We start from the raw sequence: 18,650 nt of genomic DNA, 5'->3' as shown, positions 1-18,650 counted from the left end.
AAATATAGATTCTTTTCTCTACAATTTATCCATCAAACCTGTCATCATTTCCTTGAAATAATCACCATTGTAGGGGCCAAACCAGTTCATGTCGCGGGTCTCGTAGGTCGTGCGGTTGTAATATTTGTCGGGGGTAACATAGCCAATATAGCCGCCGTCGAAACTGGTAACGATGAGGTTAAATCCTTTTTTAGCGGCTGCGGGCTTGAGGTCGACGGCCAGTTCGCCCGAAAAATCGCAGGGCGTACCAAGTAAAACAGTCTTACCAATACGTAGTGCTCTCAAGTCCGAGGGATAATCGCCGTAGATGGCGTAGAAAAGCCACGGCCGTACGCGCCAATTGCCGATTACGCGTGGGTGCGGTTCGCGCAACCCCAGTGGTAATGTCAACATTTCCAGCGTGCTATCGGTCTGCATCTGGATTTGTGGAACCGTCCGTTCGATACGTAGTGCCAGGTCGCCCGCATAATTGCGGATCTCCTGCCAGTCGGTTTTGCCTCGTGCCTGTGGGCCGGTACTACCAACGGCACCCGCCAGAAATACCGCGAAATCGGCTGATTTCTTCTCTAAACGATCTACCAGTGAGCCCGGATAATCCCGGCTAAGGTAGGCGTCCATATCATCCTCGAAAAGGGTAGCATGGCCTGAAAATGAGCAAAGTAACGCCGATTCACCTGAGGTCTTTTTAAGTTTTAACAGGTTGATATTGCCCTCCAGCGGCCCGGTTGGTCCTGAGAAACCAATGCGGTTGTAAATATGATCGCTGGCGTCGGTGTGCCCGTAACCTACCTGAACGGGCGCCATGTTTGTCTGCGCGTTACGTAGTGCGTTCAATATCCCGTTGGTGATACGTGTCACAATGTCGGCTTTGTAGCCACCCGCAATCAACTGTCCCACCAGCCCCGGTGCCCAGGCACCAATGCTGTTGTGCGAATGAATAGCGCCCATATACACGTTATCCCAGCGCAGTCCAACTTCGGGTAATCGCTTTTTGAGTTCTTCGGCTACGGTTGGGGGCGTAATGAGTAAATCCAGACCCACCACGGCAACCTTCGTACCGCCATTGTCGAGGACGATGGCCCGCGCGTAGATCGAGTCGCTCACAATGTGCCAGTGCTTCCCACGTCGGGCCCCGTAGCCGCCCGTTGCCGTTGTGTAGGGCGGGGTTATGTTCACTTTAGCCCAGCCTGCTTTGATAGCTGTTTTTGCCGATGGGGGAGTAGGGAGTTGAGCCAGCCGCTGTTTCGTTTGTGTATAGTAAGGCATTTGCTGGTACGGTGTCTCATCGACCGGAGCCAGACTAATGGCTAGAAACAGAAGAATAAAGACAACAAGCCCGAGCAGGACTTTCAGGAAAATGCGGAGAAATCTCATAACGGCTTGACGCAGGCGAATTTTAGGCGCAAGCAACGAAAAAACCACTGCATCAGGAAAAAAACTAACATATAAGTGGCCTTCAGGCGCGGGTAAATACCTGCGTCAGACGCCAAAAAAAGGCACCGGAGAAAATCCCCGATGCCTTCCACCACCCTTCCGGTTTCCCGGCCTCCCTATTGTATTTTTCTATATAAGAAATGGCGTTGTAGTAGTTAACACCCGCTCTTTTGTTAATGGCTCATCAAATGCTGCCCGGCTTTTTCCGTGACCCGTTCATAATGCAGAAACAGAATCTGGCCTGATACCTATCATTTTGCAGGCTATTTGATCTACTTACGATGTAAATAGAAAATTAGATTTATTTTTTACAATAAAATGTGTATGGGTCTTCCAAGGCTAAAGCTGGCATCGGTGGGAGCAGGTATGTGGCAGCGGAAACGGTGTAATCTGGGTAATAGACCAGCAAACAAACGACGCCGAACGGTGTTGAACGTCATGATACTCAACGATATTATTATGATTCGAACATACCTAAAAGCTTTCCAGATCGGTGTTGTTGCGGGCATGCGCACCATGACGGCTCCTGCTTTGGTTAGCTACAAATTGTCGCGAACGACGCCTAATCCGTTACCCGATTCAAAGCTTCATTTTTTGACTTCGCCTAAGGCGACAAACGTATTAGCGGTTATGGCGGCCGGTGAATTAGTCGGTGATAAGCTCCCTCAGGCGGGTGATCGCATTGGATTTCCCCAGATACTGGGCCGAATTGGCGCTGGCGCTATGTGTGGCGCTGCCATAGTCGAATCCGAAGAAAAGTCGACTACTTACGGAGCAGTTTTAGGGGCGTTGGGAGCTACGGCCGGGTCTTTTGCTTTTTTCTACCTGCGCCAATGGTTAACCCACGAAAAAGATCTTCCTGATCCAATGGTCGCTCTGGCCGAAGATGCGCTGGCAATCGGTGCGGGTTTGCTGATTGTAAATGACGGCGAGCTTTGGAAGACAGCCTCTTAGCCGATTTTAGAGAATTAGTAGTACCAGAAAAGGCGTGCCCATAGGGTACGCCTTTTCTGGTAAAATAACCTGATTGTCTGCTAACCCTATTATCTTTGTCCTCCCAAAACTACCCTCATCAACCGCTTCAACAAGTTGCAAAGAGTGATTGATTCGAATTGTCCGCTGAGGCTATTCGTTCATTCACTTACTCACTCATTCGCTCATTACCAATGCAGGTTCTTAAATTTGGTGGCACCTCGGTCGGGTCCGTAGAAAGTATAAAGAAGGTTCTTCAAATCATTGAAAATCACCGATCAAACGGCGACCAGATCGCGGTTGTCTTTTCGGCGATGGGCGGTGTCACGAACCAGCTTATAGAAATCGGCCGCATGGCCATTACCGGCGAAACCGACTACATGGAACTCGTTCGGCGGATTGAAGATCGCCATTTCAACGTAGTGAAAGCCCTGATTCCCATCAAGGAGCAGAGCAAAGTGTTTGCTCACGTGCGCGGCATTATCAATGAACTCGAAGATTTACTACGAGGGGTGTCGCTCATTCGCGAACTGACGCTACGTACCCACGACCTGATCACCAGCTTTGGCGAACGGTTATCCACAACGGTCATCACTGAATGTGCAAAAAGTCGTGGTATTCCAGCCCAGTTTTGTGATGCCCGTACCCTTATTAAAACGGATGCGCAGTTCGGTCAGGCCGAAGTAAAGTATAGCCTGACGAATCAACTGATTCAGGACTATTTTTCGAAGTCGACGGATATACAGATGATTACGGGCTTTATCGGCTCGACGGAAAAAAACGAAACGACAACGCTCGGTCGGGGCGGTTCGGACTATACGGCTTCGATTGTTGGGGCTGCGTTGAATGCGGAACGTATCGACATCTGGACCGATGTCGACGGCATGATGACCGCCGATCCGCGCAAAGTGCCCAATGCGTTCAATATTCCGACCATTACATATGCCGAAGCGATGGAGTTGAGTCACTTTGGCGCCAAAGTGATTTACCCGCCGAGTCTGCAACCTGCTTTCGCCCGGAACATTCCGTTTCGCGTACTGAACACATTCAATCCCACACATGAAGGTACCGTCGTTAGTCGCACGGCCGAACGGCGTCAATACACAATAACGGGTATTTCGAGTATCGACGATATTGCGCTTGTGAACGTACAGGGATCGGGTATGATTGGCGTGGCGGGTGTGTCGGCCAAATTGTTTGGCGTGCTGGCGGCTCACAAAATCAGCGTCATTCTGATTTCACAGGCCTCGTCGGAGCACTCGATTTGCTTTGCCATTGACCCACGCGGAGCCGAGAATGTGAAGGCCATTCTGGATGCTGAATTTGCTACTGAAATTGCGCATGGTCATATCGACAATATTGCCATCGAGCGCGATCTGTCGGTCATTGCCACCGTGGGGGAGGGCATGAAGAAAAGCTCTGGTATTGCCGGGAAACTGTTTTCGGTACTGGGCAAAAATGGGGTTAATATTGTGGCCGTCGCGCAAGGCTCGTCGGAGATTAATATCTCGGTGGTTATCAACAAAAATAACCTGTCAAAGGCCCTTAACTCGCTGCATAACATTTTCTTCCAGTCCGAAGCGCGGGTTCTGAACCTGTATCTGGTGGGCACGGGATTGATTGGTAAAACGTTGCTGAAGCAGATTTTTGACCAGTCGGAATACCTACGCTCGGAGAAACTGCTGAAAGTCTGCGTGGTGGGTATGACGAATACCAAAAAGATGGTGCTCGACCCGAAAGGCATCTCGCTGGATGATTGGCGTGAGCGTTTATTGGCCGAGGGTGTCACGACGTCGTTACCGGCTTTTGTCGAGAAAATCAAGGATTACAACCTGCCGAACTCGGTGTTCATCGACTGCACGTCAGATAAAGATATTGTGCAGTTTTATGAGTCGCTGCTGGATGCGAACATCTCGGTCGTAACCCCTAACAAAGTGGCTAACTCCGGGCCGTATGCCGAATACCGGCGGCTGCAACGTACCGCTTTGAACCGGGGTGTTAAATTCCTGTACGAAACCAACGTCGGGGCCGGTTTGCCGATTATCAACACGCTTCAGGGCCTGATGACTTCCGGTGACCGCTTTCTGAAAATCGAAGCGATTCTGTCCGGTACGTTGTCGTTCATTTTCAATACGTTCCGGCCCGGCACCTCCTTCGCTGACGTAGTGCGCGAAGCCAAAGAAAAAGGCTACACTGAACCTGATCCCCGCGACGATTTGAGCGGGCTGGACGTAGCCCGAAAAATTCTGATTCTGGCGCGGGAGGCTGGTTTTCCATTGGAACCCGAAGACGTAACGATCACGAATTTGTTGCCACAATCGTGTCTGGATGCGCCAACGATTCCCGCGTTTTTTGAGGAACTGGAACGCAACAATGCTTATTTCGAAAACCTGCTTGCGGAAGCGCACGAGCGTGGCGAAAAGCTTCGGTTTGTAGCCAGTTTCGAGAACAACAAAGCAACCATCGGCCTGCGATCAGTAGAGGCTGATCATCCATTTTATCAGCTAACCGGCGCCGACAACATCGTTTCGTTCACGACGGAGCGTTATAAAGACCGGCCGCTGGTTATCAAAGGTCCCGGCGCTGGTGCCGAAGTAACAGCCTCGGGTGTATTCGCCGACGTAGTGAGCATTGGGAGTTATTTGGCGTAACTTGCGTTTATTAAAGAAAAGCCATGGAAAATGAACTGCTTCAACGTATTACGTTAAATCCGGACATCTGTCACGGCAAACCAACTATCCGAAACAAACGATATCCGGTTGAGATGATTCTTGATCTACTATCGGCGGGTATGACTCATCAGGAAATATTGGACGATTATCCTTCTTTAGAAGACGACGACATTCGGGCATGCCTGACCTACGCGAGCCGGTTAGCGCGTGTGAAGAGTATTCATCGTGTTCTTGCATGAAGTATTTGATAGATGCTCAGTTACCTTATCTGTTGGCAGAAGTGCTTCGGGGGAAAGGGTATGATATAATTCACACCGACGATTTACCCGATAAGGATGAAACCAGTGATACAGCTATTCGCCAGATAGCTACTCAGGAGGAGCGGGTTGTAATTACAAAAGACTCTGATTTTCAAGATAGTTATCTACTGATGGGCCAGCCACCTCGGTTGCTATTGCTAACCACTGGTAATATAAAAAATCGAAAATTATTGGACTTATTTCGCAGTAACATTGCTGCAATTAGCGATCTGTTCAATTTGCACACATTTATTGAGTTGAACAACGACGACTATATAATACATGAATAAGGTGTTTTTGCAATTACAGATGGCGTAACAATTCAGCTGCAAAAACGCTGAAAAGTTCGTAAATTCATAAACGATAATTTGCTCTATCCTGTGCTAACTGATACCCCGCAACAACCTCTGATTGAACGTATTCGCGACATTGGTCACCCCGAAGCGATTCGGCGTTTCTTTGGGTTGTTGAAGGAGCTGATTGATATTGTTAACCTGCCCAACGGCGACGCCCGGCTGGCGTTTACGGTACGTCAGGAGAAAACGTCCATCATTGCGAACATTAATTTCTTTCAGGCGCTACGTATTCAGAAGCCACGTCGCGGTGAAGTCGAATATCACCTGACCGTTAAAAAAACCTGCCACGATCGGCTGAAGAATATCGAAGAGTGGGTTTTTGAACCGCTCACCGAAAAGTCAGATTATCTGGCGGTCATTATTGGTCAGTCGAGTGTTCATTTACTAGCCAATCCCACACTGCACACCTGTTGGGAAGACTGCCTACTCGAACTTGTTGAGAGCAACAAACGAGGTCCGCACTCAGCACGACACAATGCCGATGTGTATCGGGCGGCCGAAGATGATGCTTTTCTGAGCGAAGTAATTAGACTGGCTGATGACCCAACGCTTGGGGACCGAATTCTTAATGGATACAGTGTCGAGGAGCCGGAAGGTGAATATGCAACAGAGCCGGAACTACCGAATCAGCCCCATAACCTTATTCTATTCGGCCCGCCGGGAACAGGAAAAACGTTCGCCTTGCAACCCTATTTACGTGAGAAGAACGCCAGTCTGATTACGTTTCATCCGTCTTATAGTTACGAAGAATTTGTGGAAGGCATTCGTCCGGAAGTGATGAACGGCCAGATTACGTATAAAATCAACAAAGGAATTTTTCACAAGGCTTGCCTATCTGCAATTCAGAAAGCCGGGTATGGCACATTGGCTGATTGTCTGCATGATAGCCCGGAGAATCGTAGTCAGAAATTAAAAAAAGCACCAGCCCATTATTTGCTAATTGATGAGGTCAATCGAGCCAACGTTGCCAGCGTTTTTGGGGATTTGATTACGTTGCTTGAAACCGATAAGCGACTTGGGGCAGCGAACGAACTTTGGTTGACGTTGCCCTACTCACGAGAGCCATTCGGTGTACCGATGAACCTGTTCGTCATTGCAACCATGAACACCACCGACCGATCGATTGCGCTGCTGGACATTGCATTACGTCGACGGTTTTCGTTTCGTGAGATGTTGCCCGATCCAACAATGTTGAATGCGGTTGATGGCGTAGATTTGGCTCAGTTGCTGCGAACGATCAATGAACGTATCGAGTACCTGCTCGATCGTGATCACCAGATTGGTCACGCCTATTTGACTACTGTAGAAACGCACGCTGATCTTTGTATTGCCTTTCGCGACCGGATTATTCCGCTCTTACAGGAGTATTTCTTCAACGACTGGTCCAAAATTCAGCTGGTTCTGGGCGATAACCCTGCCTGGGGCAAAGAGCCTGACCATCGACTGGTGTGGATTAAAAAGAAATACACGGCTGGCGCTGCCAGCAAACTGTTCGGCGAAATGCCCGACTCAATCGATGAGGTCATAACCTATGAAATCAACCCGAATCTCCAGCAAGGTGATTTCGACCAGATTCCCGCTGAAGCGTTTAGTAGAATTTATCAGAAAATAGCTTAACGATTTTGTCATGCTGACGAAGGAAGCATCTTCGCTACTAGCAATTAGGCACATTTACTACCGCTCTGGCAGACCGGCGAAGATGCTTCCTTCACCAGCATGACAAAAAATATGAAAGCACTCGTTCTCACTGAATACAATCATTTCGATTTACAGGACGTACCCCAGCCGACCATTCGGCCTAATGAGGTACTGGTACGTGTACAGGCTGTCGGTATTTGCGGGTCCGACGTTCACGGGATGGATGGCAGCAGCGGCCGACGTATTCCGCCCATTGTGATGGGGCATGAAGCGAGTGGCATCATTGCCGAGGTAGGCAGCGAGGTGCGCGGCTGGGCCACTGGCGACCGCGTTACGTTCGACTCGACGGTCTACGTACTCGACGACTGGTACAGTCGACGGGGGCAGTATAACCTTAGTGATGGTCGCGAAGTCGTGGGTGTTTCGACACCGGATTTTAAACGACAGGGCGCATTTGCTGAGTTCGTGGCGGTGCCGCAACATATTCTCTATGCCGTTCCCGATAACGTTACGTTCACGCAGGCTGCTCTGGTTGAACCGGTAGCCGTGGCGCTTCATGCGCTGAGTCTGACGCCCATTCAGGTTAATGATTCGGCAGTAGTTGTTGGGTCCGGGATGATTGGTTTGTTTGTCATTCAGGCGCTGAAACTGGCGGGATGCGGCACCATCATCGCCATTGACCTGGATGATGACCGGCTTGCCCTTGCCCGAAAACTTGGCGCAATGCATGTGATCAACGCCAAAACTGGTGACGTAGCGAAACAGGTTCAGGAACTCACCCACGGGCGCGGGGCCGACGTGTCGTTTGAAGTGGTTGGCGCAGAGCCAACTGTTAAAACGGCCATCGAATGCGTCCGAAAAGGAGCAACCGTTACGTTAGTGGGGAATCTGGCGCCAACCGTTGAGATTCCGTTACAAGCCGTTGTAACCCGGCAATTGAGATTGCAAGGCTCCTGCGCCATCAACGGCGAATACGAAGCCGCACTAGCCCTAATTTCGTCGGGCCGGATCAATGTCGAAGCGATTCTAAGCGCCGAAGTGCCATTAAATGAAGGAGCCGACTGGTTTAAGCGGCTATATGCGAAGGAAAAAGGCCTAATTAAAGTGGTATTGAAACCCTGATTATTGCTTCGCAGCCCAGGCTATAATCGCCGGGTATAAATCGGCAACGGTTTGGCCCGGGTTTCTAGTTTGATACAATCGCAGTAACTCCTGATCAAATTCCTTAAATCGGCGAAACCCTCGCCTGTCAACCATATCCTTTTCAATATCGGACCTAAGTGTTTCAGCAGTTTTCTGATCGAATAGGTCATTATAAAGAAGTGTTACAAGCCCATAATTCATGTATTCTTCAAAGCAGGAAAGGTCATTACTATAATTAGCGGCTGGTTTCTTGGAGTCGGTCCAAGCTGCTAAGTTTTTAAAGGCTATTGCAATATCTTTTGTATATTTCTCGGCTTCAGGATTGAGGTAACTATGGTTCAGTTTGGTGAACGCGATTGTCATACGTTTCCCTTTTATAATGTCGAGAGGTTGCTTTTTAGTGGTCGTGTTAACGAATGGGAAGTCGATATGCATTTGTGCTTCCGTGAAGCCATTATCCTCGAATCTATTAGCCGATTGGTTCCAGCCCACCAGGGGCGAAAACAACACTTTTACCGACGAATAATGTGTGGTTGGAAACTGCTTTTCCAGCCAGGCTTTCATCGTAGCGACGTCCACATTTTTGCGAAAATCCTCCTTCAGACTTTCGTAATAGGGTGTATGCTTTCGATAGAAAGTTCGAAATTTTGATTGTTTGGCGAACTCTTCCAGCAAAGGGATATAGGGAACTAACTCATTGACTTCTCCCCAGCTAACCCGGTCATAAACTCCGCCGTTGATCAGTTTATTGCCATCGAATCGATAGGCGTAACTGTCCATTTTTAGGTTGTAATAATTACCCTCAGATTTGGCCAGTAGCGAATCAATACTACGTACTACCAGATGGTTTTTGTAAGGGGAGAAGTGAGCAATGACGGCGGGGTAATAATCCGTTTCTTTGTAAATAGCAGGTGTTTTTCCGTAGTTGGTCAACGCAAAAACGACGTTGATCAACTCATATGCCTCAGGTATTTCTAGGCTGGTCTTACCTTCGTTCGCATTTTTGTAGGCATCATTAAAAACAGCAGCCTTGACGAGTTTATGGCTGGTAAGAAAGCAGGTTACTGTATCGTGTTGCGCTTCGCGGATAATCTGGCAAATCGTTGGAACACCCTGCTGGAGCGTCATTGAAATGGAATCTTTTTCTGATACAAACGCCAACCGTGATGTCGCTTGCTCTAAACCGAAGCTGTAAGAAAAAGAAGTAGGCAAACCGTTTACGCCGTTGAAATTGCCCCGTTCGTTGTTGATATACATCACCAGTCGATTACTTGTTGTCCGGACAGTTGGAATCGATTTGGATTGCGATAATGCATTGCTTATTGATGCGAAAATCAATAGATAAGTTAAGGTTGCCTTCATCTAAAGTAAGAGCGTCGGAATGTTCTGCATTTTAATGAAAAAGCTCGTAGTATCGAAAAACTTGTGCCAGTGTTCTTAGGCATCTTCTCGATAGAAAGCCCTACTAGTCCTTATTTTATTAGGTGGTATAAAGAGTGAAGAGCTTTGACAAAGTTTAAAACTTTGTCAAAGCTGGTGTAACCCGAAACTGTTATTGAGCCGGGGTGTATTGAGAAACGCGATCGCCCGTCTGCAATTCGAGCAAATTATCTTTCAGGATGGTGATTGTAGCGATCAAAGTAGGGCCACATCTGACATTTGGGCAGGATATAGAATCACTGTACTGAATAATCACGCCCTTTCGTTCAAATCGATTACCCGCACAGCAAGGCCCCGACGTAACAACACCATTCCTACGATAAATGAGCGAACCGTCTGTTCGGTATTCTGTATCATAGTAAGCATCGGTATCGTACATGACCCACGCTGTGTCATTTACACCACGGCTCTGGAGTAAATGCCAGCGTTTATACAGTAAATCAGATGGGCCAATAGAACCTTCACTCCGACAGGCTCCAGCCAGAAGAAGTATCCAAATTGGCGTAGTTAACAGGGTTTTCATACACGATGTTTTGGATCAGAATTGAATGCCAGCGACGAATAACTTTTGCCTGTTTTTGAGTAGAAGATTCCCGTAAAACGCATTTCGTTGGAATACGTTTAATTAACTATGCCAACTCCCCTCCGCATCGCCATTATTGGCCCCGGCAAAGTGGCCCACTTGCACGCCCAGGCCGTTTTACAAACTCCCGATACAGAACTAGTTGCCGTTTATGGCCGAACGTATCAGAAAGCGGAAGATTTCGCCAATAAATATAATATCCGGGCTTACAGTGATGTCTACGACATGGTGGACCGCGAAAATGTAGACCTGTGCCTTGTCTGTACCACGCATCCTGCCCACCGCGAGCCGACGGTTGCCGCCCTCAATGCGGGTTCGCATGTATTGGTTGAGAAGCCATTGGCGTCGTCGCTCGAAGATTGTGATGCGATGATTGACGCGGCCAAACGGAATAACCGCTACCTGGGCGTAATCAGCCAACGCCGGTTTTATGCGCCAAGCCAGCGAATTCGGCAAGCCATTGATTCGGGAAAAATAGGAAATCCTGTGTTGGGCACCATTCAGATGCTCGGCTGGCGCAGTGAAGAATATTATCAAAGTGATGCCTGGCGCGGCACCTGGGCCGACGAAGGTGGTGGCGTATTGGTCAATCAGTCACCTCATCAGCTGGATTTATTACTGTGGTATATGGGCGAAGTGGACGAAGTATATGGCGTTTGGCGCAATCTGAATCACCCATACATTGAGGTGGACGACACCGCATTAGCCATCGTAAAATTCAAAAACGGTGGGTTGGGCAATATCATCGTGAGTAATTCGCAGAAACCGGGCATTTTCGGGAAAGTCCACGTCCATGGGCAGAATGGTGCATCGGTGGGCGTCCAGACTGATGGTGGCGCGTTGTTCATTGCCGGCATGTCGACCATCACCGACCCGCCTGTCAATGATCTCTGGACAGTACCGGGCGAAGAAAACCTGCTGGCCGAATTCGTCGCTGAAGACACCGCTTTCTTCAACACCATCGATGCTACGGTCTATTACTTCGGCTTGCAAATTGCCGAATTCCGCGACGCTATCCGGGAAAATCGTCCACCCAACGTAACAGGTGAGGATGGCCGCAAGGTGGTAGCGCTCTTCCAGGCCATTTACGAATCAACCCGAACGGGTTTGCCGGTAAAAATGTAAATAGACGTAGCGGATGGGTGTGAGATTCTCACACCCATCCGCTACGTCTATTTAGACAAAAAACTACATTCTATTAATTCGGATCAGTTGGCGGAGTACTGGTATTGTTGTTACGTTCCGTCAATGGATAGGGGAAGAAATTCCGGTTCCGCTCGGCACCGGTTGTGCCCGGACCTGGTCGGCCAAAGCGACGACTGTCTTCTAACCGAAAGCCCTGATAGGCCAGTTCAATCTGCCGATTCCGGTAGATCTCTGTTAGAATAGCGTCGGCGGTTTGTGCACCAGCATAGGCAGGCAGTCCGGCACCAAGGCCAAAGGCATCAGTCGTTTTGGTTAACACTCTGTTTAACTGAGTAACGGCGTTGCCCAGATCACCTTTTCGGGCGTAGGCTTCCGCCTGAATCAGCATCATTTCACCTGGCAGATAGACGGGAATAGCTGCGTTGTTAGCTGTATAATAGGCCGTCGCGATTACGGGAGTTACGGCTGTATTTGTGCTGGGCTTCGTCAGGAAGGCAATTCGCTTATCGGCTGAGCTGGGTGCCAACGCACCGGTCAGGCCCAGGTTTGCGTTGGTCGGCTGAAACACGTTCAGGTTACCAAACGTGTATTCAAACAGCGGATTACGAGTGTTGTCGTCGAAATTAAAGACCGACTTTTTGCTCAAATCAACCTTGGCCGCAGCGGCAATCGCTTTGTCATAATCCCCTGAAAAGAGGGCATAGCGAGCAATCAACGCCTGAATTGTATTTGGAATATCGACACCCGTAACGGCCTTATTTGTAAAGTTAGCCGAGACAGGCGCGGCTGCCAGTTGCGTAGCGGCTGTTTCGAGTGTTGTAATGGCTTCCTTAAATACCTGTGCCCGGGGGACAAACGGTACGTTGTTGCCCATTGTAATGGGCGACTGCTCGAAAAACAGGCCCAATGTACCGAGCGATAAAGCCCGGAATATAGACGCATAGGCAACGATACCGCTTTTGGTGCCCGCATCGGTCACCACACCTGCATTCGTCAGAATCAATTCCGCATTGGACCTCACTAAATGGCTCTGTGTCCAGATATTACGTACGACACCATTTGTATTGGTAACGTTGCCAGCTCCTGTGGCCAGATTGGCTTCATCAAGATTGCCCGCGTTTAACACAGACTCCTCGCGGGTCGTCAGGCCCGCACCGGCCGTGCTGGCATAGAGGACGCTCAAGGCTCCCCCTGTAGTGTAGCGATATTGCAGCCCATTGCAAAGTGTCAGTAAGCCATCTCCATCGGGCGAACTAACCGCCTGCGTCTGACTGATGGTACTGGGGTTCAGATATTCCTTGTTGCAGGCAACTTGCGTGAGAAGCAAGCCTGACAGGATTGTTGGTATGAGGATTTTTTTCATGATTAAAATGTCGCAGCTAGTTTAAACTGATACGTACGGGGAATGGGGACGTTTCCAAAGTCGATACCACGTAGCAGATCGTTGGTGCCACCGGCATTGGTTTCGGGATCGAAGCCGGTGTATTTATCCCACGAATACAAATTACGGCCAACCGCCGATACCGTCAGACGGCTAAGTCCCTTAATGAACTGAGGTAACGTATAGCTGAGCGAAACTTCCCGTAATTTGGTGTATGAACCCGGATCAACCCGGAATTCCTGCGTGTTGTACACCCCGAAAATGTAACCGCGTTTGAGTGTACCCCGCAACTCCTGCTCAGCATAGTCACCCAGACCCACACCCTGCCGTGTGCGTTTGTCAGCGTTGAAAACGTCAACGCCCTGAACCATATCCAGGAGAATGTGTAGCGTCAGCTTTTTGTAGGCTAGATTTGTGCTGAATGAGCCAGTCCATTTCGGATTAGGATTCCCAATAAGGAGGTTAGCTAATGGTTTTGTTACGTCCAATGTTCCATCCGAATTACGAGCAGGCACGTAGTTAATAGAGCCGTTGTCCTGCGAGGAAGCCCGTTCGGATTGTGGAAACCCTGAAGGCGAAAGTATCAGCGAGCCATCGGTATTCCGGGCGTAACCCGTTCCGTAGAAAACCCCAACTGGCTGACCAACAATCAGGTTGCCCGGTGTACCCGACGCCGACGATGCGTCTGGGTTGATGATGGGCTGACCGCCTAAATCGAGTACTTTATTGCGATTGTGGTTATAAATGACCGTGAAGTCCCAGTTCAGGGTTTTGGTTTTGATTGGATTAACGTCCAGAACAATCTCAAATCCCTTGTTTTCCATGGCACCTACGTTATTCACGATGCTGGTGCCACCCGTGGTTGGGGCTAATGTTCGGTTTACGACCAGGTCGCTGATTTTCTGTTGGTAGGCGGTTACCCCTAAACCAATTCGCCCATTCAGGAAGGCCAGATCAAGACCCCCTTCGAGTTCGGCCATGCGCTCGGGCTTCACGTCGGGATTCGCCAACTGTGTACCCGGCACAACCGTGTTTTTGCCAAGAAAGCCCACGGGGCTAAATTGGTAGAAACGGGCGTATGAACCAATACCCGACAGGTTACCGGCTTCACCATAACTGGCCCGAAGTTTCAGGCTATTGAATGCATTACTAAAGGATAAATTCTTCCAGAAATCGAGGTCTGACACGATAAACGAACCGCTTACCTTCGGGTAATACTGATTGGTTTGCGTAGACGAGAATTTCGACGATTGATCGCGCCGAACGGCCCCGGTAATGAACGCCAGATTTCGGAAGCCAAGCGTAGCCTGCGCAAAGGCACCACTCAAACTGAATCGATCCAGATCATAACGTACCTGATACGTCGTGTTGCTGGCTCCGCTAACAGTTTCAATCAAAGGGACCAGATTCTGTCCACTATTGATCGAGTAATCGGCCTGATAATACTGATAGCTATAGCCAATGGCTGCGTTCAGCTTGAACTTATCACTGAATTGGCGCTCATATTGTGCGTTTAGATCATTGTTAAACTGCAGCACCTGATTGGTAGCTGTAGCCGCGAATCCACCCGGATAGCGGGCGGCTGGCAAACCGGCCACTGCCTGATACGGATACGGACGAATGTAGTTTTTGCCAAACTGCGAGTAGGCATCAACGCCAACGATGTAGTCAATACTCAGCCCTTTCAAAGGAGTCAGATTCAACTGAAGGCTGTTGATTGTACGACTTACCGACTGCGAAAATTTCATGTCTTCAATGGTCGACAATGGATTTACGCGCGTTGGCTCAACCGCTTGCAGGTTTCCCGCGGCATCGCGCTTGGTGATGTCGTAGATATTGTTGGTGATATTGACCGAGTTGATAGGGCTATAAAATACGTTGCCGTTGGCTTTCTCGTTGGAGAAGCTATTCGCATAACTCAACCCTACCGATATTTTGGCCCAGTTCGTTAGCCGCTGATCAACGCGGACACGAAGGTTATAGCGGGTAAAATCGGTATCTTTGATAATGCCCTGATTCTTCAAATAGCCGAACGATACGTAGTACTGCGTGTTGTCGCGTCCACCCGAAATAGACAGGTTATTATCTGTGCCGTAGCCAGTCCGGAAAATCTGATCAAAATAGTTGTAGCGTTGCACATCCACCAGATTAGTGGCCAACTGCGACGTAGTACCATCTCGATAAATTCCGGTTGTGGTTGTGCCTGGATTAGCTGCAACCTGAGCGTCCGAAATAACCCCGATGGGATACAGTCGGAGGGAAGCAAAGCCAAACTGCTTGCCGTACGTATTGACCGGCACGCCTTTGCGCAGTTCATTGATGTTGAACGAAGTCGAGAACGTTACCTGCGCTTTACCACTCTGACCGCGCTTAGTCGTGATGATAACCACACCATTAGCCGCCCGCGAACCATATTGAGCAGCCGCAGCCGCCCCGTTAATGACGTTCAACGTAGCAATATCGTCGGGGTTAATATCCGATAGGCGATTCTGCCCGACGTTGGCGTTTCCTACGTCATTTGACAGAGCAAGCTGCGATACGTTGGTGCTGGCGTTGCTCACAATCACACCATCCACAACGTAGAGCGGGTCCGACGAGCCAACCAATGACTTGATCCCCCGCAACCGGATGCTGATGCCACCCGCCGGATCACCAGAGTTCTGGGTGATTTGTGCCCCTGGTACTTTTCCCTGCAGGGCGTTAATGAGGTTCCCTGAGCCGCTCTGTTGCAGGTCTGACCCTTTAATTGTGCTAATCGCGTTTCCTAATTCGCGCTTGGGGGCCGACAGCGTTGAGCCGGTTACGACGACTTCGTCAAGGTTTGTCGTGGCTGCCGCCAGTTCTGCGTTGGCTGTAACCTGGTCGGCATTCCCCAGGCTAATCGGCTGGCGTAGTGTTTCGTAGCCGATAGCTGAGAAGGCCAGCGTTACAGGACCGGGTTTAAGCGTTACCGTGAGCGTGTAATCGCCGTCAGCATCAGTCGTGGTGCCGAGCGTTGTACCTACAATCGCGACGGTTGTGCCGGGAAGTGCCTGTTTTTCGGGGTCCGTTACGTGGCCTTTGATGGTAAAACGTGTACTTTGCGCAACTGCATTTGTACAAAGTAACAAGGTTAGCCAGAGCATCCACAAGTGATGAAGACGCCGACTAACGAGTACGTACCTGTTGTCCATAGGTCTGTAGAAGAAAGTGGTAGGTGATTAATAAATTAAAGATAATTTAATCTGAAATATAAGTATAAAACTCTGCCTGGCCCATCCGTAAGGCCTGGTTGTGCTACAAATGCTAAAACACCATTTTTTAGTAAATTTGAATCTTCGATAAGTCCCATATACTTCATGATCAACCGTAATCGAATTGGATGGCTGGTGAGCGGCATCATCCTTATTTCTCATTTGGCTAACGCACAGCAAGCCAAACAACGCTACGCCAGTCTTCAGCAGGCCGTTTTTTCGGGTGGTCAGCTCAGTGGGTCGACGGGGCCACGTAGTGTCAACTGGATTGAAGATGGTACTAAGTTTTCTTTTCTTGATGGGCAGCGTACCATAAAAACGCTGTCGCCAAAGGACCAGAAAGAAGAGATCGTTTTTGATGGAAGCCAGTTGAAATTTCCGGGTACGGAGAAAGCCTTTGACTATGAGTCGTTTCAATGGTCCAGGGATTCAAAAAATATACTTTTCCAGACCAATTTCCGTAAGGTGTATCGCCATTCAGGCATATCCGATTACTACGTCTATGCCGTCGCCGACAAGAGTTTGAAACTCGTTGCCAGGGATGCCCAGACCGCCGAACTCGCGCCCGATGGGAGCAAAGTTGGTTATGAGCGGGGTGGCAACTTATTCGTGTTTGATTTTGCAACCCAGAAGGAGACGCAACTCACCGACGATGCCAAACCTGCCTTTATGAACGGGCGTTTTGGCTGGGTTTATGAAGAAGAATTTGGGTTGGCGCAAGCCTGGGATTGGTCGCCCGATAGCAAGTTTATTTCGTTCTGGCAGTCCGACGAACGACAGGTGCCGATGTACAAACTGACCGATTATAAAGGCTTCGATGAGAAATTCGATTCGCTACCGTATCCGCGCGTTGGTGACTCAAACCCAATCGTTCGCATCGGAGTCATCGAGGTTGCCAACAAGGCAAAACAATGGATAAAGGTTGACCTGGGAGATGGCTATATTCCGCGCGTTTACTGGACGTCGCAGGAAGGGCAAATTGCACTGATGCATCTGAACCGCAAACAAAATCACCTGCGCCTGTTCATGGCGAACGCCCGTACGGGCGAGGCTCGCCAGATCATGGAAGAAAAGTCGAAGACTTGGGTGGATATTTTCGATTTCTTCGCAGGCCTCAATCACCTGATTCACTTTCCGGCGGGTGTTCAGGAATTTTACTGGGTGTCCGATCGTGACGGATTTGCGCACCTTTACCGGTACGACTATTCGGGGAAACTGCTCAACCAGGTTACTACTGGTAAATGGGAGGTAACCTACGTTCACCACATCGATACGAAGGCAAAGAAAGTTTATTTTACCTCGACCGAAGCGTCGCCACTGGAGTGGCAGTTGTTCGTGGCGGATGTATACGGCAAAAATAAACGTCGGTTAACGTCGGCACCTGGTAAACACACGGTCAACTTCTCGCCCAACGGTCAGTATTTTATTGACAAATATTCGAACGTATCAACACCTACGCAGGTCGAATTGCGCGATACAAAAGGCCAGCTCATCAAGGCGTTAGAGACGAATAAGCGCGTGACGGACTACGTTGCCAGTCACGAGTATGTGCCGAAAGAACTCGCCAACTTTACCACGTCAGATGGTCAGCAAATAGATATTTCCATTATCAAACCGCTGGGTTTCAATCCGTCCCAAAAGTATCCTGTTGTCGTCGATATTTACGGCGGACCTGGTGCACAATCGGTTTATAATGAGTTTACTACATCGGGCTGGCACCAGTGGCTGGCTCAAACGGGTTACGTAGTGGTGAGTGTGAATAACCGGGGCAGTGGAGGCTACGGCCGTGATTTCGAGAAAATTGTCTATGAGAAACTGGGCAAGTACGAAAGTCAGGATTTTGTCGAAACAGCAGCTTATCTGGCAAAACAACCGTGGGTAGATGGTAGCCGTATGGCCATTCGTGGCCACAGTTACGGAGGGTATATGAGCAGCTATACCATGCTGACGCATCCCGGTGTATTCAAAGTATCACTCGTTGGAGCACCCGTAACAGACTGGCGCCTTTATGATTCCATTTACACGGAGCGTTACATGGGCCTATTACCCGAAAATGAGGCCAAATACAAAGCCAGCGCGGTGTCACCTTACGCTAAAAATCTGGCGGGAAAAATGTTTGTTGCCCATTCGACGATGGACGAAAATGTGCACGTTCGCAATACGTTCCAGTTGATGAACGCGTTTGAAGATGCTGGCAAAGACGTCGATTTACGTATTTATCCACCTGGCGCACATGGGGTAGCCTATAGCCCTGGTACGCAACTGCTGCTCTTTCAGCAGTATACGACTTACCTGGAGACATATCTGAAAGGAAAAACCGTAGAGAATTAACTAAATTTAGGTAAAACGTCGA

13 protein-coding genes are annotated in these 18,650 nt (G+C 49.2%); 8 read left to right on the top strand and 5 right to left on the bottom strand.

What is annotated here, in order from left to right:
• Positions 1-18: 18 nt before the first annotated feature.
• Positions 19-1,374, bottom strand: a complete 1,356-nt coding sequence (locus ACYVEA_RS07115) for a neutral/alkaline non-lysosomal ceramidase N-terminal domain-containing protein (protein WP_461112671.1) — start codon at positions 1,372-1,374, stop codon at positions 19-21.
• Between the two features lie 519 nt (positions 1,375-1,893).
• Between ACYVEA_RS07115 and ACYVEA_RS07110 the strand changes: the two genes are divergently transcribed.
• The 6 genes from ACYVEA_RS07110 to ACYVEA_RS07085 all read left to right on the top strand — a co-directional run bounded on the left by ACYVEA_RS07110 (position 1,894) and on the right by ACYVEA_RS07085 (position 8,493).
• The gene (locus ACYVEA_RS07110) at positions 1,894-2,388 is read left to right on the top strand and encodes a DUF4126 family protein (protein ID WP_461112670.1); all 495 of its coding nucleotides are present in this window, start codon (positions 1,894-1,896) and stop codon (positions 2,386-2,388) included.
• A gap of 212 nt (positions 2,389-2,600) precedes the next feature.
• On the top strand, positions 2,601-5,057 hold the full coding sequence (gene thrA / locus ACYVEA_RS07105; protein ID WP_461112669.1) for a bifunctional aspartate kinase/homoserine dehydrogenase I: 2,457 nt from the start codon (positions 2,601-2,603) through the stop codon (positions 5,055-5,057).
• Positions 5,058-5,080: 23 nt separating this feature from the next.
• Positions 5,081-5,317 (top strand): DUF433 domain-containing protein, encoded by a 237-nt coding sequence (locus ACYVEA_RS07100; protein ID WP_461112668.1) that lies wholly within the window; start codon positions 5,081-5,083, stop codon positions 5,315-5,317.
• Positions 5,314-5,667, top strand: a complete 354-nt coding sequence (locus ACYVEA_RS07095; protein ID WP_461112667.1) for a DUF5615 family PIN-like protein — start codon at positions 5,314-5,316, stop codon at positions 5,665-5,667. Before ACYVEA_RS07100 ends, ACYVEA_RS07095 begins: the two co-directional genes overlap by 4 nt.
• A gap of 90 nt (positions 5,668-5,757) precedes the next feature.
• Positions 5,758-7,350 (top strand): McrB family protein, encoded by a 1,593-nt coding sequence (locus ACYVEA_RS07090; protein ID WP_461112666.1) that lies wholly within the window; start codon positions 5,758-5,760, stop codon positions 7,348-7,350.
• 111 nt (positions 7,351-7,461) lie between these two features.
• Positions 7,462-8,493, top strand: a complete 1,032-nt coding sequence (locus ACYVEA_RS07085; RefSeq protein ID WP_461112665.1) for a galactitol-1-phosphate 5-dehydrogenase — start codon at positions 7,462-7,464, stop codon at positions 8,491-8,493.
• Here the strand turns inward: ACYVEA_RS07085 and ACYVEA_RS07080 are convergent, their stop codons facing one another.
• Positions 8,494-9,876, bottom strand: coding sequence for a DUF4932 domain-containing protein (locus ACYVEA_RS07080; RefSeq protein ID WP_461112664.1), 1,383 nt, complete (start codon positions 9,874-9,876; stop codon positions 8,494-8,496).
• Between the two features lie 190 nt (positions 9,877-10,066).
• Positions 10,067-10,477 (bottom strand): hypothetical protein, encoded by a 411-nt coding sequence (locus ACYVEA_RS07075; protein ID WP_461112663.1) that lies wholly within the window; start codon positions 10,475-10,477, stop codon positions 10,067-10,069.
• Positions 10,478-10,585: 108 nt separating this feature from the next.
• Here ACYVEA_RS07075 and ACYVEA_RS07070 point away from each other — a divergent pair, with 108 nt between their 5' ends.
• Entirely contained in the window at positions 10,586-11,662 is a 1,077-nt protein-coding gene (locus tag ACYVEA_RS07070) for a Gfo/Idh/MocA family protein (RefSeq protein ID WP_461112662.1), read from the top strand.
• Between the two features lie 73 nt (positions 11,663-11,735).
• Here ACYVEA_RS07070 and ACYVEA_RS07065 read toward each other — a convergent pair whose 3' ends face one another.
• Together ACYVEA_RS07065 and ACYVEA_RS07060 are read right to left on the bottom strand one after the other, a co-directional pair.
• A complete protein-coding gene (locus tag ACYVEA_RS07065; protein ID WP_461112661.1) occupies positions 11,736-13,046 on the bottom strand; it encodes a RagB/SusD family nutrient uptake outer membrane protein in 1,311 nt (436 codons plus the stop codon).
• Positions 13,047-13,048: 2 nt separating this feature from the next.
• Positions 13,049-16,189: a SusC/RagA family TonB-linked outer membrane protein gene (locus ACYVEA_RS07060; RefSeq protein ID WP_461112966.1), complete on the bottom strand. Its 3,141-nt coding sequence runs from the start codon at positions 16,187-16,189 to the stop codon at positions 13,049-13,051.
• 213 nt (positions 16,190-16,402) lie between these two features.
• Here ACYVEA_RS07060 and ACYVEA_RS07055 point away from each other — a divergent pair, with 213 nt between their 5' ends.
• Entirely contained in the window at positions 16,403-18,628 is a 2,226-nt protein-coding gene (locus ACYVEA_RS07055) for a S9 family peptidase (protein ID WP_461112660.1), read from the top strand.
• Positions 18,629-18,650 lie beyond the last annotated feature (22 nt).

It is taken from the genome of Spirosoma jeollabukense, assembly GCF_054777855.1.
This window is presented reverse-complemented; position numbering and strand designations above follow the sequence as displayed.